Here is a 23,360-nt window from a genome sequence, read left to right on the forward strand (position 1 = left end):
AAATAATTTTTGATGAAAAAGGCAATTATTTTATTTTTTTTTCTTTTGAGCCCCTTGACTATTTTAGCGCAAGATGGCTTTGAATTTAGTGAAAAGGTTGATAAAGTGACTATTCCATTCAAATTTATTAATAATTTAATTTTTATTCCCATCAAGGTTAACGGGGTAGAATTATTTTTTTTGTTAGATTCGGGTGTTGAAGAAACTATTCTGTTTAGTTTGGAAGATAAAAAAGAAATTAAATTTTCTAATGTCGAAAAAATCACTTTGCGCGGTTTAGGAAGTGAAGATGCCATCGAAGGATTAAAATCGACTAATAATGTCTTAGAAATAGGAGCATTAAAGGCAAAAAAATACTTATTGTATATAGTTTTGGATGATGATTTTAATTTGTCTTCTCATGTGGGAATTCCAGTGAACGGAATTATTGGATATCAATTTTTTAGAAATAATTTGGTTGAAATCAATTATGATAAAAAAAGAATAATTGTTAATCGGAATATTGAAAAAAATAGAAAAAAAACACAAAAAAAATTTGACAAGGTTGCTATTTCAATAGAAAGACTCAAACCGTACATAGTCAGTACCGTAACTATAGATTCCGTTGCGCTTCCTGCAAAATTATTAATTGATATTGGCAACAGTGATGCAATTTGGCTTTTTGAAAATCGTTCTAGAGTAATAAAAGTTCCTTCTAAAAGTTTTGAGGATTATTTGGGCAAAGGATTTAGTGGAGATATTGAAGGGAAAAGGGCCCGAATTTCAAAATTTAAAATAGCAGCGTTTGAATTTCATAATCCTATTGCTGCTTTCCCGGATTCCAGTTCAATACGGAATGTAAAAATGGTTTCAGGAAGAGTAGGTTCTGTTGGAAGTGAAATTTTAAGAAGATTTATAGTTGTTTTTGATTACACAAATGGTTTTTTGTATTTAAAGAAAAATAGAGAATATAACTCGCCGTTTAATTATAATAAAAGCGGAGTTGAAATACAGCATAATGGGTTACAATGGGTGCAAGAGACAGTACCTCTTGAGACTGTGCCTACGGTCGTGTCAACAGATAATCCTTTTAAATTAAATAATACTAGCGATTTTAAATATAAATTTAATTTAAAACCCGTGTATGAAATTACTAACGTTAGAAAAAATTCACCTGCAGCGAATAGCGGTTTGCAAAAAGGGGACATAATTATTTCAATTAATAAAAATCCCGGTTATAAATATTCTTTGCAGGAAATTAATTCTCTCTTTAAATCAGAAGAAGAAAAATGGATTACATTAGAAATTGAAAGAGAGGGACAAATTCATAAAATTAAATTTCAGTTACAAAATATTTTATAAAAAAAAAGCGCTTTTTGAATGATTTCAAAAAGCGCTTACTGTTATTTTAAAAGTTTAATTGGCAATGACTTCTCCTTTAATTTTTAGCGCCACTCTGCCATCCTCATAATTTACTGCGTTAGATTCTACAGTGATAGTTTTACGTATTGGTCCTAGAGTCATATTGTATTTAATTTCAATTTTTCCAGTTTTCCCAGGCATAATCGGCCCTTCGGGTTTTGTCGGAACGGTGCATCCACAGGTAGATAAAACATTGGTAATAATTAAGGGTGCGTCTCCTGTATTTGTAAACTCAAATATTCTTATCCCGTTATCATTTCCCTTCGAAATCTTCCCGTAATCAATGGTATTGTCTTTAGCCGCAAAATCAATTTTAGCTCCAGATTGTGCAAAACCCAAGCAGCTTACAAATACTATTGCTATTAAAGTAATTATTTTTTTCATTTTCATTTTTATTTGATTCTGTTAAGTAAATGTACTTTGTTTTAATTAATGCACAAATTTTTATTTCTCTTTTTATAGTCTACTTAATTATTTACTTTTGCTCTCAATTAGAATTACAAAAATTAGACCAAATTTTAAAAGGTTATTTGTTGATTTGGTTATTCGTTTAACTAAACAAACAAACAATCGAATTAACGATTAAACGAATCCACAATAAAATGACAATTCCTGCACAATTTGACGCCAAAACCATTGAGAATAAGTGGTATGATTACTGGATGAAGAATAATTATTTCCATTCGGAACCAGACCATCGAACGCCATATACCATTGTAATTCCACCACCTAATGTCACTGGAGTTTTACATATGGGACACATGTTAAATAATACCATACAAGATGTCTTAATTAGAAGAGCGCGTCTCAAAGGATTTAACGCTTGTTGGGTCCCTGGAACAGATCATGCTTCTATAGCGACTGAAGCTAAAGTTGTAGCGAAATTAAAAGCAGAAGGAATCAATAAAAATGATTTAACTCGTGAAGAATTTTTGGCTCACGCTTGGGAATGGACTGACAAATATGGGGGCGTAATTTTAGACCAATTAAAAAAAATAGGAGCTTCTTGTGATTGGGAACGAACCAAGTTTACGATGGATCCTGATATGTCAGCTTCTGTAATTCGTTCTTTCGTAGATTTATATAATAAAGGTTTGATATATAGAGGATACCGAATGGTAAACTGGGATCCTGAAGCTAAAACTACTTTGTCTGACGAGGAAGTAATTTATGAAGAACAACAAGGGAAATTGTATTTCCTAAAATATAAAATTGAAGGAAGTGAAGACTTTCTGACGATTGCTACCACACGTCCGGAAACTATTTTTGGAGATACTGCGATTTGTATTAATCCAAATGACGAACGTTTCACTCATTTGAAAGGCAAAAAAGCGGTTGTTCCTATTTGCGGAAGAGTAATTCCTATTATTGAAGATGAATATGTTGACATCGAATTTGGAACAGGTTGCTTGAAAGTAACTCCTGCCCATGATATGAATGACAAAGCGCTAGGCGAGAAGCACAATCTGAAGATTATTGATATTTTCAACGAAGATGCTACTTTAAATAGTTTTGGATTGCATTATCAAGGAAAAGATCGTTTTGTAGTACGTGAAGGTATTGCCAAAGAATTAGAAACTATCGGGGCTTTGGCCAAAACTGAAATTCATCTGAATAAAGTAGGAACTTCTGAAAGAACCAAAGCAGTTATCGAACCGCGTTTATCAGACCAATGGTTCTTGAAAATGGAAGATTTGGTAAAACCAGCAATCCAATCTGTTTTAGTTGATGGTGATATTAAACTGCATCCAGCACGTTTTAATAATACGTACGCACATTGGTTGAATAACATTCGTGACTGGAATATTTCTCGTCAATTATGGTGGGGACAACAAATTCCAGCCTATTTCTATGGTGATGGAAAAGAAGATTTCGTAGTTGCTGAATCTATCGAAGAAGCTTTAGTTTTGGCTAAAGAAAGAACCGGTAACGTACTACTTACAACTTCAGACTTAACTCAGGATGTTGATGCTCTTGACACTTGGTTTTCTTCTTGGTTGTGGCCAATGTCTGTTTTTGGAGGAATTATGGATCCGGAGAGTGAAGATTTTAAATACTATTATCCAACCAATGATTTAGTAACGGGTCCGGATATTTTGTTTTTTTGGGTAGCGAGAATGATTATTGCGGGTTATGAATATACAGGAAAAAAACCATTTACAAATGTGTATTTGACAGGTTTGGTTCGGGACAAGCAAAGACGTAAAATGTCTAAATCATTAGGGAATTCTCCTGATCCTTTGGATTTAATCGAGAAATTTGGTGCCGATGGTGTTCGTGTAGGATTACTTTTAAGCGCTTCTGCAGGAAATGATATTATGTTTGATGAAGAATTGTGTAACCAAGGAAAAGCGTTTACCAATAAAATTTGGAATGCCTTCAAACTGATAAAAGGTTGGGAAGTTTCGGATGCTATTCCGCAACCGGAATCTTCAAAAGTAGCGATTGAATGGTATGAAGCCAAATTGCAACAAACACTTTTAGAAATTGAAGACAATTTTGAAAAATATAGAATTTCCGATGCTTTAATGGGAATTTATAAATTGGTTTGGGATGATTTTTGTTCTTGGTTTCTCGAAATGATAAAACCGGGTTACCAACAGCCAATTGACAGCGTAACTTTTGCGAAAGCGATAGAGATGCTTGAAAATAACATGAAATTATTGCACCCGTTTATGCCGTTCTTGACAGAGGAAATCTGGCAAATTCTTGCCGAAAGAACTACGGAAGATGCGTTGATCGTTTCGACTTGGCCAGAATTGAAATCTTTTAATGCGGGTTTAATTACTGATTTCGAGAATACTATTGATGTGATTTCAGGAATTAGAACAATTCGTAAAGACAAGAATATTCCGTTCAAAGATACGATTGAATTAAAAATTGTGAACCATGATAAAGCATCCACTTATTTTGATTCGGTGGTGACTAAATTAGGGAATATCACTTCGTTAGAATATGTTTCGGATAAAGTGGAAGGCGCATTGTCTTTCCGTGTAAAATCAAATGAGTATTTCATTCCAATTACCGGAAATATCAATGTGGAGGAAGAAATTGCTAAATTGACTGCCGAGTTGGTGTATACGCAAGGTTTCTTGAAATCCGTTCAAAACAAACTGGCGAACGAGAAATTTGTGGCTGGTGCGCCGGAGAAAGTTTTGGCAAACGAAAGACAAAAAGAAGCTGATGCTTTATCTAAAATTGAAACCATCAAGCACAGTTTGGCTGGATTAAAATAAAGATTAGATTCTTTTTTTGAAATATAAAATCCCAATTCTGAAATTTCAGGACTGGGATTTTACATTTAGTGGGATATTAATAATAAGAATATGTTTTTTCGATAAGATAAGCAGTGTCAGTGTAATAACTGTGCTTTTCCACTGGATAGCCCTCTGAATTATGATTGTATTTATAGTGGTCTGATTCGGTATGTATTATATTATTAGTGTTACTAATATCTTGAATGTTAAAGTGCCTATTAAAAGTATTTGTAAAAGAACTTGTGAAAAATAATTTATCGAATCCCATTATGTTTTTATAGATATTAGGGGTATTGTCATATTCGTAACGAATAGATGAAACTCCTCCATTACCAGTGAATTGCTCTCTTTTTATAATGTTTCCAGCACTAAAATAAATTTTTGCTTTAGTAAATTTTAATTCCCAATTGTTGTTAGAATACGTATAGATATCAATATCTACACTATTTTCAGATACGTATGTGTAAACTAATTTATTTAGATTCATCGCTGGAGAAATAGTTCCACTATTTGTTTCTTTATAAATAACAGTTTTTAGCTTACTATTTTCATACGTATATTCGGTACTAACATAAAGTACATTATTTATATAACCATCTTCCTGGGTAATTAAATCTCCTGTGTAGGTATAAATAATTTTATAAACTCCCATGTAAAGACCAGCTGTAGCCTGGGTAATTTTATCTCCTGCATACGTAAATGTTGTCGTAGTGCCATTTGAGGGGTTAATCTCTTGTATTGTTTTGAGCAGTGGCTTTTCTTTAGTTGGGGTTTCAGTTTTATTTTCTGAACAAGATGTAAAGGCTAATAATAAAGCTCCAATTAAGAGTATCAATTTATTCATTTAATTAATTTTATTAAGCAATGTAAACGTTTATCTCTTTTGTAATCAAGAGCTTTTCTATAATAGAATCTTTAGTTTTACAAATATAGGATAAAAAGACAAGGCAAATATTGGTGTTAATCTTAAAAGCCACTGCAAGCGAAATCTAATTTAAAGAATTTACATTTGTTATAATCCAGCTTTTATTTTTTCTATTACCTCAGTATATTCGGCATCAGAAAACAGTGTTTTTTGTGGATTCATTTCAAAAACACTTCCAAAACCATATTCATCTTTACATTTTGGAACAATATGCATGTGTAGATGCGATAATGTATCATTATAAGCTCCATAGTTAATTTTAGTAGGATTGAAAGCTGCGGCAATTGCTTTTCATACTGTTGCTACATCATGCGTTGTTCATCGCTCAATTCATAAAACACAATACCGTGATCTTTATAAACTACATTACAGCGACCTAAGTAGGATTGTTCTTTGAAAAGGAATAGTTGAGATACTTCTAGATCACAAATTTTTATCATTAGTTAATTCAAAGTGTCATTGTTTTGACGGTATAAACATTCTGAAATTGGTGTTGGCTTGATATTTTATGTAAATAATTAATGGTTCCTCAAAACAATGAAATAATCATTACAATTAAAGGGTAAGAATTTTTTGTGACAGGAAGAGAAATAATCTATTTCCTGAAAAAAACACAGAAGATTTTGTGTTATACACGAAGCAATATTTTATCGACAAACGGAACTATGACTGTGTTTTAAAGAGTTTTTCTTCCTTTAAACGATTTTTGTGTATTTACTGACATATTGTTAATATGTTTGGCATATAATTTTTAAATACCACATTAATAAGAAATGAAAAAAATATTTAGTCCGGCTTATAGAGAAGATTATCTTAAAGGATATTCAATGGGTTTGAATCCATTTCAGCAATTTAACGCCGGAAAAAAAAATGATGCTTTTATCGCTGGATTTAGTTCTGGCAGATTGGATTATGAAAGAATGAACGGATATGTTAGCGAAGGAATTCCCCAACGTATTGTTACTGACAAAATCTTAGAAGATTTTCTTATTGCAGGTTTGCTTGGCTTACCTATAGATGATGATGGCTATACCTCACATCAAATCGATATGATAGAGAAATGGTATCAAAGTGGGATTGAGAAATATGATCCAAATCAAAGTATCATTCTTTTTGAACTACTTGAGAAGAACGGAATTTTAATCAACTGAGTTTTTTAACGATTTGTTTATACTTAATTTTAGTGTAATTGTTAATCTTGGTTATTTACCTTATCTCAAAAAATGGCAAAGTTATTTGGTGTTGAATTCTCCAAAATGCCACAGAATTCCTGAAGGATCGTGTAAGAAACATTCTTTTCCCCATTCTAATTCAAGGATTGGCGATAATCTGACAGTATCATATTTAGAGGTAAGTTTTAATTTAAATAATTCAGTCCAAAATTGTTTGACATTAGCTACTTCCATAAAAACCATAGTATTATCTATCCAATCTTTAACATAAGCATTTTGTAAATAAAAGCCTAATCCATCCGTATCGAAATAGGACATATCAGATGATAAAATGCTTTCTTGAAAACCTAGGTCTCTATAAAAATTAAGGGATAACTCATAGTTTTTAGCTCCAATGAAAGGCCGAATTGATTTTGATTTATGTTCCATTTTTTTTATTTTTTATTTTTTTTTTATTCAATAATAGATTGATTTTTATGATTTATGGTTATTTAAATGAAAATACGTTGAAAATGACAATTTTAATAAAGCTACAGTACTCCTGACTGTTGTTACAAGTATATTTTTATTCTTTTATTTTGATTCGCTTTTCAACGAAATCTAATATGTTTTAAAAATTTTTCTCGCCAACTTCTATTTCTTCCAAAATAATTGGTTCCTATTTATTTGTAATCAAAAGTAAATTATTTTTTTTTAACTAAATATGGTATAAATTCTTCCAATCAAATACCCTTTCCTTGTTTTGAGCTTTGGTAATTACTCCTGATATGAGTTCTTTAAAAAAGATAGGATTTCACGTTATGCTATTTCTAATTTAATAAAGGAATATTAGTTTATAGAAACACTTTGAGGTTGTTAAAATCAAAAAACTTTTTCTGCTTTTCAAAAAATGAAAGAGACAGAAAAAGTTTTAGAGAAATTAAACTAAACAGAAATTTTTAAATTATAACTTGTATTTTAAGCTTACCATTACTTGACGAGGTGCAATTGGGTTCACACTGTAATTTTCGTGTACAGTATAATTCAATTTATCTGTAATGTTAGATACTTTGCACAAAATCGATACGTTTTCCCAATCGTAGCCGAGAGAAGCATCAATAGTAGTGTATCCTTGTAGTGGAATATCTCGGTCTTCGATAGTTACAGTATATTTTTTTGGAGTAGTTGCAGGTTTGTTTTCTGTCCATACATAACGGTCATTCCACCCCCCTGTACGGTTACCAATATAGCTTCCGATAGCTCCAAAAGTTAGTCCTTTTAATACTCCACTAGGTAATTTGTAGAAAAAGCTTAAATTGGCAGTATGCTTAGGAGTTCTTGCTAAAAGATCTCCCACTACAAGACTCCCGCTTGTTCCAGAAGATTTTGAAATTTTGGTTTCATTAAAGCTATATCCTGCATTGATGTTTAAACCTAGAACTGGTCTAGCAGTAATATCTATTTCTATACCTTTACCTTTTGTACCTCCTACCAATTCTTTTAAATTGGTGTTTACGTTTGGTGAAATACCATCTGCTCCAAATTGAACTGTTTGAGCCAAATTGTTGTTTTGAATTTGATATACAGTTACATTGGTACTCAAAATGCCTTTCCAGAAATCTTTTTTGATACCTATTTCGTATTGGTCTATGATAGAAGGGTCTAATGGTTTTAAATCTACAGTTGTTCCTGTGTTAGGAGTAAAAGAGTTTGAATAACTGGCAAACAAAGACAAATCTTTATTAGGTTGAATTACCAAACCTGCTTTTGGAGAATAGGCTCTGTTTATGGTTTTGGTTCCTGTTGCAGGAATAGCATTTTCAAGCGTAGTTGTGATGGTATCAACTCCATTAACTTTTGTTATTACTTCTTTGGAGGTCGTAACATCACTTTCTTGCCAAGACCAACGAACTCCTGCTAAAACCTTGATATAATCGGTAACCGAAATCAAATCTTGCGCATATACACCTAAACGTTCCGTATTGGTATTAGCTAGTTGGGTTGCTCTGGTCGGGTATGGTATATTTAGGCTTTGTGTGCTATAATCATACGCAAATAGATTTATAGTAGTACTTTCGGTAGTAATAGCTGTTGTAGCTGTTGGTGTGGAATAAAAACCAAAAGTGTAACTTGGTGCAGAAGAATTTTCATAATCAATTCCTGTGAATATTTGGTGCTTAATACTTCCTGTATTGAAAGTTCCTTGCAAGCTCAATTGATCTGCAAATATTTTTTCGGCAACGTCAGCTTGTGTTAGACCACGTTTCCAATTTCCATTGACATCAATCGTGTTTAACTGTGCCGTAGATTTTTGAGTTCTGCGGTATGATTGAAAAGAGGAATTGAAGCCTAATTTCCAGTTGTCATTAAAATCGTGATTGAATAATACCGAAGCACTGGCTGATTTTGTGTTTCCTGTTGACCAAAGTGCTCCAAAATATTTGTTGCGCGGAATATCTAAAATGGTTTTACCAATAATTCCGGTGCCAAAATCAGGAGTCCAATCTGCACTTAGATAATCTCCTTGTACTGTAATTTGAGTTTTATCACTTACATTAAAAAGGAAAGAGGGGTTGATATAAAGACGGTCGTTTTTTACAAAATCTCTAAAGCTTTCTGAATTTTCGTAAGAAGCATTAAATCTATAAGCGATAGATTTGTTTATTGGTCCGTAAAAATCAATAGCTGGTTTGTAAAATGCAAAGCTTCCTATTTGCATTGACAGTTGACCACCTTGTGTAAATTTTGGTGTTTTAGTAACCAAATTTAAGATTCCTCCCGGAGCTACATTGCCAAATAATAAAGCGGAACCTCCTTTTAGAAATTCTACTTTTTCTAAAGAAGATACTTCTGGGATAGAACCTGCATTATAACGAAACCCATTTTTGAACATATTGTTGGCAGACATATCATATCCCCTTGACCATAATGATTCCTGTGCACCACCACGTGCGGAGCCTACATAAACACCATTGGCATTTTTTATTACATCACTTAAACGAATAGCTTGTTGTTGCTCAATGATTTCAGCACCAATAACTTGTGCGCTTTGCGGAGTGTCCATTGGTTTTAAACCTGATCTCAAAGCAGAAACAGGTTTTTTCTGTTGGTTTTGCGTTATAATAACTTCTTTAAGAACTCGTCCCCTTTTGTTTTTTATAGTGTCAAATCCTGAAAATATAGTTTCATCATCAGAAGCATTTGCTGATCCTTGTGCTAAGCAGGATAAACTAAATAATAAGGTTAATGTTGGGAGTAAAATATATTTCATGATTGTTTATTTGGAATAATTAAAAATAACGATGCAAATATAAAACCCACATTTCAATTAACAAAACTTATTTAGATTAAATATTAATAAAATTTCAACATGTATTTAACTAATTGTATTTCAGTTTTTTATGTTTTAATAAAACAATTTTTTTTGTAGAATGCTTTCTGTTTTTGGTCTTTTTATCGGTAATGTTATTATTTTGAGTCTATAAATTTTGAAATTATGGCTATAAAAAGAGTTTGAAAATCTTTTATGTTAATTTTTGTTAAAGCAATAAGCTATACTCTGGCACTGTGACCTAACTTTTTGGTGCCTGTATTCTCTTATTTGCAGTTTAAGTTTAAAACTCTAGGTTATAGTATTTACTATAAAAACGGCTTAAAAAAACTTAATTATGCACTCGAAATAAATTGAACTATTCCCTAAAATGATTGTAAACTATTTTAAAAATGGAAGGAATTCCCCCAAAGGATAGAGTAGCAAACACAGTGTTTTTTTCGTTTCAGGATTTGGATAGGTGTTTCCTGAGTAGTTCCATTGATTTTTAGTATCGCTGGAAAATCAAAAGGCTTGAGTAATGGCAATGTACTTACCTCTATTTCTACTATTGGATATCTTGGGTTTTTTGCACCGCCAATGGTTAAATTTATTTCTGAAATCTTAAGTATGAAATGGGCTTTTTTGATAATGGCTTTTCTAGTGTGTCTTTGTGACAATTTAAAGGAGACAGTAATTAAAGCCGCGCCTTAAATTTTTTAATTCGGAAGTTTTTTGATTTCACTACTTTTCCATCGTCTGTAATCATTAAACAACTATAATCTGGGTATTTATTGAGCAGAAGCAGTCCTGCTTTTTTTCCTAAAACCATTAACGAAGTACTCAAGCCGTTTGCCGTTTCTGCATTAGGTCCAAAAACGGTCACACTACATAAGCCTGTAGCTGGATAACCCGTTGCCGGATTAATGATATGTGAATAGCGTTTGCCCTTAAAAACAACAAATTTTTCATAACTGCCCGAAGTGGTTACAGCATCTTGTTGTAATGGAACGACAGCTAAAAATTTTTCAGGATGAAAAGGATTCGTAATACCGATATTCCAAGGGTTCCCGTTAGGCTGTTTTCCCCAAGTACTCATATCTCCTGATCCGTTTATAATCCCGGCTTTAATCCCTTTTGCAAGCATCATATCCCGGCATTTATCGGTGGCATACCCTTCTCCTAATGCGCCAAATCCAATTTTCATCCCTTTTAGTTTCAGGAAAATGGTGGATTGAACACTATCCAAAATTATATTTTTATAGCCCACTTTTTCAACCGATTTCTGAATGGCTTCAGCCGAAGGCATAGCCGTCATGGAACCGTCAAATTTCCAGATTTTATCCATTGCCGCAAAACTGATGTCAAAACCGCCATCGGTCACTACAGAAAACCGAATCGCTCTTTGCGTTAATTCAAAAACTTTTTTATCCACTTTCACTGGCCGAATACCCGCATTTTGGTTCACTTCAGATACTTGTGAATCCGGTTTCCAGTCGGATATCAAATTTTCGATTCGTGTAATTTCTGCAATAACAGCGTCTATGTTTTGTTCTGCCGATAATGAATCCTTTGCTACAAGGGTAATGTCAAATCGACCGCCCATAAGTAAGGTGGTTCTTTTTCGTACGATTTGTGCAAAACTTCCATGACTCACAAAAAGTATCGCAATCAGCAAAAAGAAGTATTTTGTAGACATAAAATTCAGTGTTAAAATAATTTGGGCGTGACCCTCCGTAAAAACTTCGGGTCGTGCTGTACGTTCCAGCTTTTTTAGGAGAGGCAAAAAAAGCCTCTCCTAAAAAAGAGCTCCACTGCCATCACTCACGCAGAGCAATAACCAATCCATATGTTTATATAAAACATTAATGATTATTATTTTATCCAGTTTTGGCTCCTTCTGCTTCGGAGAGGACTTAATAACAATCCGTCAGCACTTGTCCATTAGCTTTATAGTCTGCAATTCCCATAGTTGCTCTTGCAAAACATAATTCATTAAGGGCAAATTCCACGTCCTTTTGCATTGCAAGCGAACCGCAAATCATTATCACGCCTTCTTGTGTCAGCAAATCCATGAAAAAATCAGCATCTCGTTTGATTAGATCCATTACATAATGATGGTTCGTTTCGCGAGATAAAGCCACATGAAAACTTTTAAGCTGCTGTTTTTGAATCATTTCAGCAGCAAATTTTTCATGGCCTAAAACAGTTTCAGTTACTTTTCGAAAACCACAATACAGATGAATGGCTGTTTTTTTCTTATTTTGTTCCATCATTCCCAGGAAGGGCGCAATACCGGTTCCATTTGAAATTAGCGCCACTTTGGATGCCTTTTTCGGGAAGTGAAAAGCAGCGTTCTTGAGGATTCTTGCTTTTATAATCGAACCGGGTTCAACATCATATAAATAGCCTGAACCCAAACCAGAAGGATGCAGTTTTACCACTAATTGTATGTTGCCGTTGTGATTTCCGATAGAGTAGAGGCGTTCTCGTGTGTCATTTGCAGGATAAATAGCCAAGAGGTCACCCGACGTAAATTTAGCGCTCATATTAGCTCGTAATGTGAGTAAAAAAGTATGTTCCGTATCAGAAATGGCAGTTTTATCAAGTACCATCAATTTTTGCAACCCTTTTGGAACATGATTGTATACTGATGGGGTGGAGGAAAGAGGAATTCCTGTTTTGGTACGCCATAATTTTACCCAACCTACAAATTCTTCAGCCGATTTGTCATTTACGGTTTGTAATTCTAAAAAGCGTTCCGCCCAACTCTGTTTTGCCAATAAGATATCTATTTCACGGGCAAAACCACAAAAATCAGGATACGCCTTTGAACCAAAACCTACCACCGAAACATTGATTTTTTGCTTTTGTTCGGTTTTGTTTATCAGTGCTATAAATTTACTTCCATTAGAAGGAGGGTCTCCCAGTCCGTGGGTTGAAGTAAATACGATAAAATGTTCTGCTTTTGGAAAAACAGCATAATTATTAAGCTGAGTAATGTAAGCACTTTGTCCGTAAGCAAGCAATTGTTTATGAATGGCATTGGCAAATCGAAGTGAACTGCCATTCTCTGATCCTACTAACAAAATGAATTTGCTATCATCGGCTTTGTGTTTGTTTTTAATGCGGCTCGATCTTCGCTTTAACGTCATGGCAAAACCGGAGTAGATAAAAAACAGAATGTTTAAACTCGCTATTGCTAAAATAATCGCCCATAAAATACTTGCTCTCCCAGTATGCAAATCAAGACTTAAATCCGATACTAAAGTTTGCATCGGGAAAGGGGTTTCACTTACAATAGCACCCGAGATTTGGTTGACTTCGATTTCTCGGTCTTTTAATGTAATGCTATAATATTCCTCTGGATCATCCGAAAAAGGAAATTCAATTTTTTGAACATCAGCCAGAAGCGTATTTTTAAATACAGACGAATCAGTATCTTTTTTTGAAACAGAGGTGGTTGCTGCCATTTCGGTGTTTTCTTCTTTATCTGTTTTTTCGATGAAAAAGTTGAACTTTTCCATGGTTAAATACGTTCCGGAAAGGGCAATTATCAGAATGGGAATTAATGCTAATCTACCCAATACAACATGATAATATTGAGCAAAATAGTCTTTGATGACTTTAGAAAAGAAATTGCGAAGGCCTCTTTGCCTGTTAAGAACCAATGCGAAACCCGAAATGGAAATCAATACTAATAAAAAGGAAATAAAACCAACAAAAAAACGCCCGGTTTCTTTAAGAAATAAAGAACGGTGGAGCGCCGTAGTCCATTGGATAAAGTCACTTTTTTTTACGGGTGTGCCTATTATTTTTCCGGTTTTGGGATTAATATAGGCATTGACATCATTATCTTCCTGATCGATACCTTGCAGGGTCACAAATTGATTGTGGTCAACACTTAATTCCGTTATTTCAGGATAGGCTTTTTTTAATACAAGCAAGGTTTCTCCCAGCGTTATTTTTTCAAAATTTTCCACTCGGTAAGGCGGTGTTTTCTGCTGTATCGCATCAACTGCGAGTATGACACCAGTTAAGGATGCCAACACTAAAAATGCAGCAGAAAATACAGCCAAAGCCAAGTGTGAGTAACGCCAAAAAGAAAGAGTCATTTATAATAAATTTTAACATATAAGTCATATAAATTTTACGTTTTGTAAAAGTTTATATGACTTATATGGTTTAATGCAAAAGCCGTTTATTTTATATTTTGCTTAATCTTACGTAGCGAATATACCCTTTGCCTTCTGTTTTTGCAGCAATTCCTTGGGTGGTAAGAGGAATTTCTAAATCAGCGGTATAATATTTATGATCTTCTACTGCTGTTTCAAAACGCAATTTATACCCTTTATTGATTTTAGCATCTTCAATTTCTATGGTGGTTATACTGCGGTCACCGCCAGTTACTGAAGCTCCTGTTTTGGCACTGATATCCGAAGGTTTTTTAGAATAATATTTATGCCATTCTTTAAGGGTTTTGTACCATTTTTTATCGTCACCCATTACATACAGCGTTTTGTCATATTCGCCTTTGGCGTTTACAAGTGAAACCACAATATAAGCGCCTTCTCCCATATAGTTGGACATTTGGAGCATACATTTGTATTTACTGTTTTGTGCAGCAGCTTGGAAAGATAAAAGGCATAGTAACGCACCTGTTAGGCCTATTTTTAGTATTGACGTCATAATATTATTTTAAAAATTCTAGAGATACGTTATTTTTTGTTAAAGACTCATTTTCTTTTGCCAAGGCGTAAACACTTTCGTCAAAATCGGTGCTAATGTCTTTTTTGGCACCGATAGACACTAAGTATTTTAAGATGGTTGCGTCTTTAGAAATCATCGCTGCTTTGTGCAACGCTGTTAAACCATTTTTGTTTTTTGTGTTTACATCGATGTTTAAATCGGCAATTTTTTTCAGTAAAGTTAAATCATTTTTGGCTACTGCGAAGTGGTATAGCGTACTGCCGTCTTTTTGAGGAGTGGCTAAATTTAATCCTTTATCCTGAAGCAATTTTATTTTAGCAGCAAAAGGATGTTGTTTTGGTGCATTAGCCGCTTCTGGTCCACTCCCCATTACCATTTGCGGTCTGTACGACTGTATTAAGTAATATCCCAAGTTGTTTCCATCTTTGTCTTCAACGTTGACAGCAGCACCTTTACTCAAAAGAAGTGTTATGGCTTCCGGAGTTCCTGACTTTACAGCCATTGTCAATGCCGACTCTCCTTTGCTATTTTGCGGATTGTTATTTTTTACAATTGGCAATAACAGTTCTAGTGCTGCAGTTTCTCTGGATGCGGCAGCAACCATTAATGGAGTATTCCCTTCGTTATCGGCTTTATTGGCGTCTACTCCTTTGGCTAAAAAGTAATTGATGATTTCAGTTTGTTTTGGTTTACTGACTAGAAAATGAAGTACAGTTTCTCCTGTTTTGCTCGTTGCGGTAGGTTTAATTTTTAATTCCTCTACCAAGTATTTGTAAGTTTCAATATTATTTGCTTCTCTACGGGAACCTTGTGCGGCAATAATTAGCGCATTATCATTGTATTTTACTCCTTTTTCTAATAGCGTTTTTAAAAGTGTTACGTTACCAGTTCTTGCAGCATAATTAAAGGCAGTATTACCATCGGAATCAATAGCTGCAAGGGACAATCCTTTCGAAACAAAATAGGTAGAAAGTGTACCATCTTTGTCAAAAGGGATAGCCATAAGCAACAGGTTTACTCCGTCTCTGTATTTTTTATTAGGGTCTATTCCAGCTTTAAAAAAAGTCTCGTAAACAGCGGTATTGTTTTGACCACTATTGGCTGCAAATGTAATTGGGGTTGTTCCTTGGCTGTCTTCTAAGTTTATGTCTGATCCTTTAGCTATCAGGTATTTTATGATTTCTATATTTCCTTTATTAGCAGCCCAGTGTAAATAAATGCGGTTATCGTGTGTAGATTTAGTGACTTCGTTTCCGGGTTGTTCTAATAAAAACTTTATAGTGGCTACAGGCGCATCATTATTAATTGCCATAACGGTTGCATCAAAAGCATTTGCGGTAGATGTTGACGGGCTGTTTCCTTTTGCTATTTCAGCTTTAACTGCGTTGACATCTGGGGCTGTTTTCCAAAAAGACTGCTCCAAAAGTTTGTTTTTTTGCTGCGCACTAACAAATAAAGAAGCGACTAAGGCCAAAGAAATAAAAAGATGCTGTTTCATAAATATTTTATAAAGGTTCTTATTAATAGGGTACGTGGGTTTATTTAACCTTGATTATTTAGAATAAATAAAAATAACGCAAATGTAAAAAGAAATAGTATAATACCAATTATTATTTATCCTAATAAAGAGAAAATTTTATTGTATTTTTTTTGCCTATCTGCCATATTTTAATTCAAAAAAGCACTACTGATTTTTCAATTATTTTATTTAGATATAAAAATAACGGAAAGGTTTAATGCCATTACTTAAATTCTTTAATTATGCTTTTTTATATTGTTTTAAACTGGGGAAGTTGTTGTATTTTTCTTTTTTTTATTTCGTCCCCACCAAATGTAAAATCCAGAAATTGGTAAGCTTGCAATAAATAAACTAACTAGGAACGCGAATATTTTCCCCGGTAAACCTACTATTGCTCCGGTGTGAATGTCATAATTCATTTTCATCAGGTTATCAGCAATTTTAGCATCTTTCTGTCTGCCCCACACATGGGAAACATTTATTTCTTTCAAGCTGTATTGATCAAAATAACGGTAATCTATTTTCCAATAGGTTCCTTTGTCCGAATTAGCATTGGCAGCTATTGGAGAAGTAGCTTTTTCTGGCGGATGTATTTCAATGGATTCCGCCTGGGGATATTCTTTTTGCATTTGATACCAGATTTTATCCAATGGGTTTGCGATTGTAGGAGTAGTTGCTTTTGCATTTATTTTCGAAAGCGGTTCTTCATATAGTAACGATTTTTCACCGCCGGATACTTTATAATAGGAGTAGGCAAACCATTGAAATCCCCATACTAAACCCGTAATAGCGAAAATAATTCCGATGATTAGTACATAAAAACCGGTGATGTTGTGTAAATCATAATTTTTTCTTTTCCACTTTGTGCCTTTTTTCCATTTGAACCAAAAGCGTTGTTTGGCTGCATTCTTGTTTTTTGGGTACCAAAGGATTAAACCCGAAACTAGCAGTAGCAGAAATACTAATGTCGCCGACGCTGCAACTGTTTGCCCAATTTCATGAGGCAACCAAAGGTAGAAATGCCCGTCCAATATAAAAGGAAAGAACCCTTCCTCATTGTTTACTGTTTTTAAAACTTGTCCTGTATACGGGTTTATAAAAATTGTATAGTAATAGGTGGGTTCATAATGAAAAAATTCAGCTTCAGCCGCATTATTTTTTTCGTAGTATTTTATCGCATGAAGCAGTTTATCAGGAAGTTCTTTTTGAGCAATTACAGCTAATTTTGATGGAGGTAAAAAAGCAACATCCTGCTCTTTTACAAAGCGATATTCTTCAGTGATATTTTGTATTTCTTCTTGAAAAGCATACAAACAACCGGTTAAGGCAATTATAAAAACGATTATGCCCGATGATAAACCAAGCCATAAGTGTATTTTTCCAATTCCTTTTTTTAAATTATTTTTCATTAAAAATGGATAAAACTCCCCACCGAAATGAGGAGTTTAGTTAAACAAACTAACTCTAAAATTTATACGCAACAGATAAGCGCATGTTGGTTCCCGCTTCTGCTTGCCAGTAATACATATCGCTATAGCTATAATATCCTCCAGAATACAAGTATTTGTTCAAGATATTATTGACAACAAGGTTGACTGCTATTTTGTTTTTTTGGTATGTAACTCCTCCGTCCAATCGGAAATAGTCTGGAAGCATGCCACTATTATCAGGCGAAATATACCATGGTGCTCTTTTTACTTGGTATTGGTATCCTAATGAAAAACCAACTCCATTTAGCGTTCCTCGATCTATTTTATAATTCAACCAGGCATTTTGGATGTGTCTTGTAGTTCCTGCAACTTGAGTTCCCACAAGTGATTGATCAGTATCTTTGGTTGTTTTTCCTTCAGTAAAGGCGTAGTTAACAATAAGGTCTAAGTTTTTGAAGATTTCGCCTCTAATATCGACCTCAAAACCTTTTGTTTTTTGTTGTCCGCTTTCTCTACTGAATTGTTGCGTTCCGGAGGAATGTTCGGGATCTAATGTCAGTACATTATTTTTGGTGATTTGGTAAACCGAAACAACTGAATTCCATTTTCCGTTCAACCAGTCTCTTTTTAAACCAAATTCTATATTTCCCCCAGTTTCAGGTTTAAAAGATTGGCCTTGCCAGTTCGTACCGTAGTTCTCTTTAAAAGATTGGTCGTTTACAAAATAGGCAGCCGTGTTTTTATCAATAGAATAACTCAAACCAACTCTTGGTGTGAATTTTTCATTTTTGGTCCCACCAGAGTAAACATTATACGCTTTAAGTATCGTATATCTTCCTGCCAATGTTAATCTAAGTTTATTGTCAAAGAAACCCAATTCGTCCTGTACATAGAGTGCTTTGTAACTGTTCTGGTATTTTACGCCTCTATCTTCCAGTCTTTTACTTCTGTCGAAAGTAGGGGAAGCAGCCAGTGTTCCATGTACCGGATTGTAGATGTCTAAATCTGGCATAGTAAAATATTGTGACCAGTCATGAAAAAATGTTTTGTCACTTAAATCCAATCCCGATAGTATTTTGTGGGTAACTGATCCTGTTGTAGCTTCACCATTTACAAAAGCTTGTCCAACATATATTTTTCCTAAAATATCCCAATTTCCCCCAGCACGTTTAAGAATTGCATCGTTGGTTGGGTCAAAGCCAGTGGGCCATAATGACATTCCTTCTTGTTGGTAATTAAGATAGGATGTTTGAGCAGTAAACTTCCATTTATCACTTATTTTATGATCTAAAATGGCAAGAATATTTCTTTCTGTCATTTTTGTAGGATCTAAATTAGCTTCTGATGTAGAAAAACTTCTTGGTAAATCAGCATATCCTCGGTGTGAAAAAACATAATTGGCGCCTACTGCATTTACTTTGGAAAATTGCTGCGTGTATTCCAGTGTAATGGCTGTTTTATCGGTTGCCAAATATTTAAATACAGGAGCAAATGTGTAGCGATCATTAAAATCAAAATCACGATAACTTTGTTTCTTTTCGCCCATTACATTGATGCGATACAATAATTTTCCGTTTTTGGTCAGTTTTCCGTCAAAATCCATGGTACCTCTATACCGATCAAAACTTCCCAGCGTTAGGCTTGCTTCGCCTTTGGTTCGTCCGCTTGGTTTTTTGGTGACAACATTATAAAAACCGCTCGGGTTGCCGTTTGCGAGCATAAATCCTGCAGGACCTTTTACAAATTCAATACGTTCCACCATACTCATATCTTCGGTAAGTGGGCCCCAAGTGGAACTGACATTCATACCGTTTCTAAAAGCGGCCACTTGACTGCCCCTCATTGTAATATTGGCATAATTATCCCAGTGTTCCACTCTTGTTGCGCCACTGACATTGCGGGTCACCCCTTCCAGCATATCAAAAATTTGTTGGTCTTGAATAAGTTTTCCTGTTATAACTTGTATGTTTTGCGGAATCTCAATAATAGGCGATTGCAAGCGAAGTGTTGAGGAAACACGATTGGTTTTGAAAGCACTTTTGTTACTTAAAACAACCACTTGGTTCAACTCATTGTTTGATAAGGTAAGTTTTAATGTTACGGTAGTAATTTCTCCAGTAGTAATTTTTACCTCTTGCTCCAAGTCATTATACCCAACCAAAGTAATTTTTAGATTATGTACCCCTTCGGATATGTTTTTTAGTATAAAAGTTCCATTGTTATCCGCAATAGTATTTTTGTTAACTCCTTTTATAGAAACTGAAACTCCTTCGGCTGGTTTGTTGTCGCTAGTCAAAATGGTTCCTTTTACACTACCGGCGTTTTGGGCAAATGCGGTGGGTATAGAAAGTAGTAATAAACAAGAGAGAAAAATAAATTGAGGTATTCGTTGTTTTAAATAGTTCATGGTTAAAAATTAAATGAGTTAATGCTTATTTAGAACAAATAAGAATAAAGCAAAAATAAAATTTAATTTTTATGTAACAAGTATTATTTAGACTAATTAAAAATAATATTTTAACAAGATGATTTTCATTATTTTAGGCATAAAAAAACCTTGCTTTTCTAGAGTAAGGTTGTGATTTCAATATGAAATGGTATGTTTTATTTGGTCTTTTTCATCGAAAACTGTTCAGAACTTGGTTTTCCTTGTTGCATTCCCGAAATTTTAGCCACCAAACTATCAGGAGTAATTTGGGTGTAGCTGATTTTTTGAGGATAGTCGTGTTTTGGATTTTCAAAAACCAATTGTTTCTCGGTTCCAGTTGTCAATTTAAAAGAAACCGGTTTGTCCTCGTTTTGTCCTTTTACGGCTGTATTATAAGTCAACTCTTCTCCTTTTTGTTGTAATGTGATAGCTTCAAAATGTAACGTATCTTTCTCTTTAATGTAATAGGATTGTGCTTGAAAAGTACTATCGTTTACTTTTTTCCAATTTTCCGTTAGATTGCCATCTGCTGATTTGTTTTCCCAATTACCCAAAAGCCAACTTGCTGCTTTGATTTTTTCAATTTTGTTTGAATCAGAATTTTTGCAAGAAACAAGAGCTAACAAAAGCAGTATAAGAGTCGTTTTTTGAAACATTGGTGTAAATATTGAGTTTATTTTGAAAAGCTAAAGTATGAAAAAATAGAATAGAAAGATTTTTGATTTTAGATTAACGATTTTTGACCCGAGCGATAGCGAACTGGCGAAGCATTTCAGATAGTATAGATCTCTTAAATTGACAATCTACTAATTTATTTAACCCAAATCAGAAATTAGCAATTATTTCCGCTTTCTTTCAAAATAGTATAAACCAATTCTTTAGTCGGTTTTTGATCTTTTAATTTTGCTCTGACCACCTCAAAAGTAATTTTGAAATCACATCCCAATTTATAGTTACTGCAACCATAAGCGGTTTTTCCCTTAAGAACCGTTCCTTTTTTACATTTTGGACAGGCTAATTCGTCTGGAATGGCTTTCGCCTCCGTTTTCTTAGGTTCTAATTTGAGCTGGAAATTCTCATCAAACCGAAGCAAACCTTCCACAACACCGGAATCGGTTTTAAAATCTTTCAAGTTTACGGTAGATCCTTTTTGGAGCAATCGCAAGTATTGGTTCTCGGATATTTTTTTCTCCGCAAAAGTGTAGGGCAATAGAAATGTGCAACCTGCTTTATAATCGCCACACCCATAAGAAGATTTTCCTTTGATGAGTGTCGCTTTTTTACATTTCGGACAGGCTTCCGCCAAAATTCCTGCCGCTTTCTTTTTCTCAACTTTAGCCACTACTTTTTGAACGCTTCCTACATGCGAAATATTGGCGCCTCTGGTTTCGCTTCGTACTTCATACACCAAGGCTTCTACCATGCGTTTCATGTTACGAATAAACGAACTGGCGGTAAAGATTCCTTTTTCAATATCTTTCAACTGCTTTTCCCAGGAACCCGTAAGTTCAGCCGACTTTACCAAATCATTTTGAATGGTATCAATCAGCTGAATTCCCGTTGGCGTTGGCAATACCTGTTTCTTGTTCCGAACAATGTATTGGCGTTTAAACAGCGTTTCGATAATATTAGCTCGTGTGGATGGACGCCCAATACCGTTTTCTTTCATCAATTCGCGTAAATCTTCATCGTCCACCTGTTTGCCCGCAGTTTCCATGGCGCGCAATAAAGTGGCTTCCGTATACTGGTTGGGTGGCTTGGTTTCCTTTTCTAGAAACGAGGGTTCGTGTGGCCCTTTTTCGCCTACAACAAAACTGGGTAATATATCGGCTTCTTTTTCTCTGGCGTTTGGGTCTTCGAAGACTATTCGAAAGCCTTTTTTTAAGATTTCTTTTCCGGTGGTTTTGAAAGCTAAATCGGCGGCTTTCCCGATTACGGTGGTATTGGCAACCAAACAATCGTCATAAAAAACGGCAATAAAACGCTTGGTAATTATGTCATACACCTGTTGCTGATTGTATTGTAAATTGCTTTGAATCCCCGTTGGAATAATCGCATGGTGATCGGTTACTTTCTTGTCATTGAAAACTTTGGTCGATTTTTTAATCTTTTTTCCTAAAAGTGGTTGCGTCAACGCGGCATAATTGGTTAAATTTTGCAGGATACCAGCCACTTTTGGATAAATATCATTCGGCAAAAACGTGGTGTCGACTCTGGGATACGTGACTACTTTTTGTTCGTACAAAGTCTGGACAATTTTAAGCGTTTCATCTGCCGTAAAGCCAAACTTGGTATTGCAATACACTTGTAAGCCTGTTAAATCAAACAGTTTAGGTGCAAACTCATTGCCATTCTTTTTTTCGACAGAAACTATTTCGAAATCACTTTCTTTGACTTTTTGGGCCAAAATTTCGCCATCTTCTTTCTTCAAAAAACGTCCTTCCTCGTAACTAAAAAGCGTCTCTCGATATACCGTTTGCAACTCCCAATACGGTTGCGGTTTAAAATTTTCAATTTCCTTAAATCGGTCCACGACCATGGCCAAGGTTGGGGTTTGTACCCTTCCGATAGACAATACTTGCTTGTATCCGCCATGTTTTACGGTGTACAAACGCGTGGCATTCATACCCAGCAACCAGTCGCCAATAGCTCTGGAAAATCCGGCGTAGTATAAATTATCGTAGTTGGCGGATGGTTTCAAGTTTTCAAAACCTTCTTTGATGGCTTCGGTGGTTAGTGATGAGATCCACAAGCGTTTTACTTCGCCTTTGTACTGGGCTTCGTTCATCACCCAGCGCTGAATGAGTTCTCCCTCTTGCCCGGCATCCCCGCAGTTGATGACCAATTCCGCTTTGTCAAACAGGCTTTTTATGATTTTGAATTGCTTTTGAATACCCGAATTTCCGACCACTTTGGTTTCAAATTTCTCGGGAAGCATAGGCAGGTTGTTCAAATCCCAACTTTTCCAGTGGGGTTTGTAATCGTTAGGTTCTTTTAAGGTACATAAATGTCCAAAGGTATAGGTTACAGCATAGCCATTGCCTTCGTAATACCCATCGTGTTTGGTATTAGCTCCTAAAACGGATGCGATTTCGCGGGCTACACTTGGTTTTTCGGCAATACAGACCTTCATTTTCTCCTTCTAATTTAAGGGCGCAAATTAGGAATTTAGAAATTGGTATTAAAAAGAAATCGGTAGGAGTTATGAACGGGTGGGGGTTGCTATTTT

The 23,360-nt window shown here is 34.7% G+C and carries 17 protein-coding genes; 3 read left to right on the forward strand and 14 right to left on the reverse strand.

All coding sequences use genetic code 11. From position 1 onward, the window contains the following. Positions 1 to 12: 12 nt before the first annotated feature. Positions 13 to 1,341 (forward strand): PDZ domain-containing protein, encoded by a 1,329-nt coding sequence (locus tag ACM55G_RS11855; RefSeq protein ID WP_416844143.1) that lies wholly within the window; start codon positions 13 to 15, stop codon positions 1,339 to 1,341. Positions 1,342 to 1,395: 54 nt separating this feature from the next. On the opposite strand, the gene ACM55G_RS11860 is transcribed toward ACM55G_RS11855, so the two are convergent. After that, positions 1,396 to 1,785 carry a DUF1573 domain-containing protein gene (locus ACM55G_RS11860; RefSeq protein ID WP_416844144.1) on the reverse strand — a complete coding sequence of 130 codons (390 nt, stop codon included), beginning with the start codon at positions 1,783 to 1,785 and terminating at the stop codon, positions 1,396 to 1,398. A 218-nt stretch (positions 1,786 to 2,003) separates the two neighbouring features. Between ACM55G_RS11860 and ACM55G_RS11865 the strand changes: the two genes are divergently transcribed. Beyond that, positions 2,004 to 4,637, forward strand: a complete 2,634-nt coding sequence (locus tag ACM55G_RS11865; RefSeq protein WP_416844145.1) for a valine--tRNA ligase — start codon at positions 2,004 to 2,006, stop codon at positions 4,635 to 4,637. Between the two features lie 76 nt (positions 4,638 to 4,713). Here the strand turns inward: ACM55G_RS11865 and ACM55G_RS11870 are convergent, their stop codons facing one another. Both ACM55G_RS11870 and ACM55G_RS11875 read right to left on the reverse strand, forming a co-directional pair. Continuing rightward, entirely contained in the window at positions 4,714 to 5,502 is a 789-nt protein-coding gene (locus ACM55G_RS11870) for a hypothetical protein (RefSeq protein ID WP_416844146.1), read from the reverse strand. A gap of 168 nt (positions 5,503 to 5,670) precedes the next feature. After that, on the reverse strand, positions 5,671 to 5,799 hold the full coding sequence (locus ACM55G_RS11875) for a hypothetical protein (protein ID WP_416844147.1): 129 nt from the start codon (positions 5,797 to 5,799) through the stop codon (positions 5,671 to 5,673). Between the two features lie 611 nt (positions 5,800 to 6,410). Here ACM55G_RS11875 and ACM55G_RS11880 point away from each other — a divergent pair. Then, positions 6,411 to 6,734: a hypothetical protein gene (locus ACM55G_RS11880; protein WP_416844148.1), complete on the forward strand. Its 324-nt coding sequence runs from the start codon at positions 6,411 to 6,413 to the stop codon at positions 6,732 to 6,734. 81 nt (positions 6,735 to 6,815) lie between these two features. On the opposite strand, the gene ACM55G_RS11885 is transcribed toward ACM55G_RS11880, so the two are convergent. The 11 genes from ACM55G_RS11885 to ACM55G_RS11935 all read right to left on the reverse strand — a co-directional run bounded on the left by ACM55G_RS11885 (position 6,816) and on the right by ACM55G_RS11935 (position 23,264). Further along, entirely contained in the window at positions 6,816 to 7,184 is a 369-nt protein-coding gene (locus tag ACM55G_RS11885) for a VOC family protein (protein WP_416844150.1), read from the reverse strand. A 514-nt stretch (positions 7,185 to 7,698) separates the two neighbouring features. Beyond that, positions 7,699 to 10,005 carry a TonB-dependent siderophore receptor gene (locus tag ACM55G_RS11890; RefSeq protein WP_416844151.1) on the reverse strand — a complete coding sequence of 769 codons (2,307 nt, stop codon included), beginning with the start codon at positions 10,003 to 10,005 and terminating at the stop codon, positions 7,699 to 7,701. A 446-nt stretch (positions 10,006 to 10,451) separates the two neighbouring features. Further along, positions 10,452 to 10,724 carry a hypothetical protein gene (locus ACM55G_RS11895; protein ID WP_416844153.1) on the reverse strand — a complete coding sequence of 91 codons (273 nt, stop codon included), beginning with the start codon at positions 10,722 to 10,724 and terminating at the stop codon, positions 10,452 to 10,454. 17 nt (positions 10,725 to 10,741) lie between these two features. Then, positions 10,742 to 11,743 carry an FAD:protein FMN transferase gene (locus ACM55G_RS11900; protein WP_416844154.1) on the reverse strand — a complete coding sequence of 334 codons (1,002 nt, stop codon included), beginning with the start codon at positions 11,741 to 11,743 and terminating at the stop codon, positions 10,742 to 10,744. A 217-nt stretch (positions 11,744 to 11,960) separates the two neighbouring features. Further along, complete coding sequence (locus ACM55G_RS11905) at positions 11,961 to 14,159, reverse strand: PepSY domain-containing protein (RefSeq protein ID WP_416844155.1); 2,199 nt, start codon at positions 14,157 to 14,159, stop codon at positions 11,961 to 11,963. A 91-nt stretch (positions 14,160 to 14,250) separates the two neighbouring features. Continuing rightward, entirely contained in the window at positions 14,251 to 14,733 is a 483-nt protein-coding gene (locus ACM55G_RS11910; RefSeq protein WP_416844157.1) for a DUF2271 domain-containing protein, read from the reverse strand. Positions 14,734 to 14,737: 4 nt separating this feature from the next. Beyond that, complete coding sequence (locus ACM55G_RS11915) at positions 14,738 to 16,252, reverse strand: ankyrin repeat domain-containing protein (protein WP_416844159.1); 1,515 nt, start codon at positions 16,250 to 16,252, stop codon at positions 14,738 to 14,740. A gap of 281 nt (positions 16,253 to 16,533) precedes the next feature. Then, positions 16,534 to 17,682, reverse strand: a complete 1,149-nt coding sequence (locus tag ACM55G_RS11920; protein ID WP_416844160.1) for a PepSY-associated TM helix domain-containing protein — start codon at positions 17,680 to 17,682, stop codon at positions 16,534 to 16,536. A gap of 55 nt (positions 17,683 to 17,737) precedes the next feature. Next, positions 17,738 to 20,110, reverse strand: coding sequence for a TonB-dependent siderophore receptor (locus tag ACM55G_RS11925; RefSeq protein ID WP_416844162.1), 2,373 nt, complete (start codon positions 20,108 to 20,110; stop codon positions 17,738 to 17,740). Between the two features lie 197 nt (positions 20,111 to 20,307). After that, on the reverse strand, positions 20,308 to 20,787 hold the full coding sequence (locus ACM55G_RS11930; RefSeq protein ID WP_416844163.1) for a DUF6265 family protein: 480 nt from the start codon (positions 20,785 to 20,787) through the stop codon (positions 20,308 to 20,310). Between the two features lie 176 nt (positions 20,788 to 20,963). Beyond that, the gene (locus ACM55G_RS11935) at positions 20,964 to 23,264 is read right to left on the reverse strand and encodes a DNA topoisomerase 3 (protein WP_416844164.1); all 2,301 of its coding nucleotides are present in this window, start codon (positions 23,262 to 23,264) and stop codon (positions 20,964 to 20,966) included. Between the last annotated feature and the right edge of the window lie 96 nt (positions 23,265 to 23,360).

Source organism: Flavobacterium algoriphilum (assembly GCF_048158655.1).
Classification (GTDB): Bacteria; Bacteroidota; Bacteroidia; order Flavobacteriales; family Flavobacteriaceae; genus Flavobacterium; species Flavobacterium algoriphilum.

Excerpts from the sequence above, each read along its gene's own strand:
- ACM55G_RS11855 (WP_416844143.1), top strand. The coding sequence starts at position 13 with ATGAAAAAGGCAATTATTTTATTTTTTTTTCTTTTGAGCCCCTTGACT.
- ACM55G_RS11860 (WP_416844144.1), bottom strand. The coding sequence starts at position 1,785 with ATGAAAAAAATAATTACTTTAATAGCAATAGTATTTGTAAGCTGCTTG.
- ACM55G_RS11865 (WP_416844145.1), top strand. The coding sequence starts at position 2,004 with ATGACAATTCCTGCACAATTTGACGCCAAAACCATTGAGAATAAGTGG.
- ACM55G_RS11870 (WP_416844146.1), bottom strand. The coding sequence starts at position 5,502 with ATGAATAAATTGATACTCTTAATTGGAGCTTTATTATTAGCCTTTACA.
- ACM55G_RS11875 (WP_416844147.1), bottom strand. The coding sequence starts at position 5,799 with ATGCATATTGTTCCAAAATGTAAAGATGAATATGGTTTTGGAAGTGTT.
- ACM55G_RS11880 (WP_416844148.1), top strand. The coding sequence starts at position 6,411 with ATGGGTTTGAATCCATTTCAGCAATTTAACGCCGGAAAAAAAAATGAT.
- ACM55G_RS11885 (WP_416844150.1), bottom strand. The coding sequence starts at position 7,184 with ATGGAACATAAATCAAAATCAATTCGGCCTTTCATTGGAGCTAAAAAC.
- ACM55G_RS11890 (WP_416844151.1), bottom strand. The coding sequence starts at position 10,005 with ATGAAATATATTTTACTCCCAACATTAACCTTATTATTTAGTTTATCC.
- ACM55G_RS11900 (WP_416844154.1), bottom strand. The coding sequence starts at position 11,743 with ATGTCTACAAAATACTTCTTTTTGCTGATTGCGATACTTTTTGTGAGT.
- ACM55G_RS11905 (WP_416844155.1), bottom strand. The coding sequence starts at position 14,159 with ATGACTCTTTCTTTTTGGCGTTACTCACACTTGGCTTTGGCTGTATTT.
- ACM55G_RS11910 (WP_416844157.1), bottom strand. The coding sequence starts at position 14,733 with ATGACGTCAATACTAAAAATAGGCCTAACAGGTGCGTTACTATGCCTT.
- ACM55G_RS11915 (WP_416844159.1), bottom strand. The coding sequence starts at position 16,252 with ATGAAACAGCATCTTTTTATTTCTTTGGCCTTAGTCGCTTCTTTATTT.
- ACM55G_RS11920 (WP_416844160.1), bottom strand. The coding sequence starts at position 17,682 with ATGAAAAATAATTTAAAAAAAGGAATTGGAAAAATACACTTATGGCTT.
- ACM55G_RS11925 (WP_416844162.1), bottom strand. The coding sequence starts at position 20,110 with ATGAACTATTTAAAACAACGAATACCTCAATTTATTTTTCTCTCTTGT.
- ACM55G_RS11930 (WP_416844163.1), bottom strand. The coding sequence starts at position 20,787 with ATGTTTCAAAAAACGACTCTTATACTGCTTTTGTTAGCTCTTGTTTCT.
- ACM55G_RS11935 (WP_416844164.1), bottom strand. The coding sequence starts at position 23,264 with ATGAAGGTCTGTATTGCCGAAAAACCAAGTGTAGCCCGCGAAATCGCA.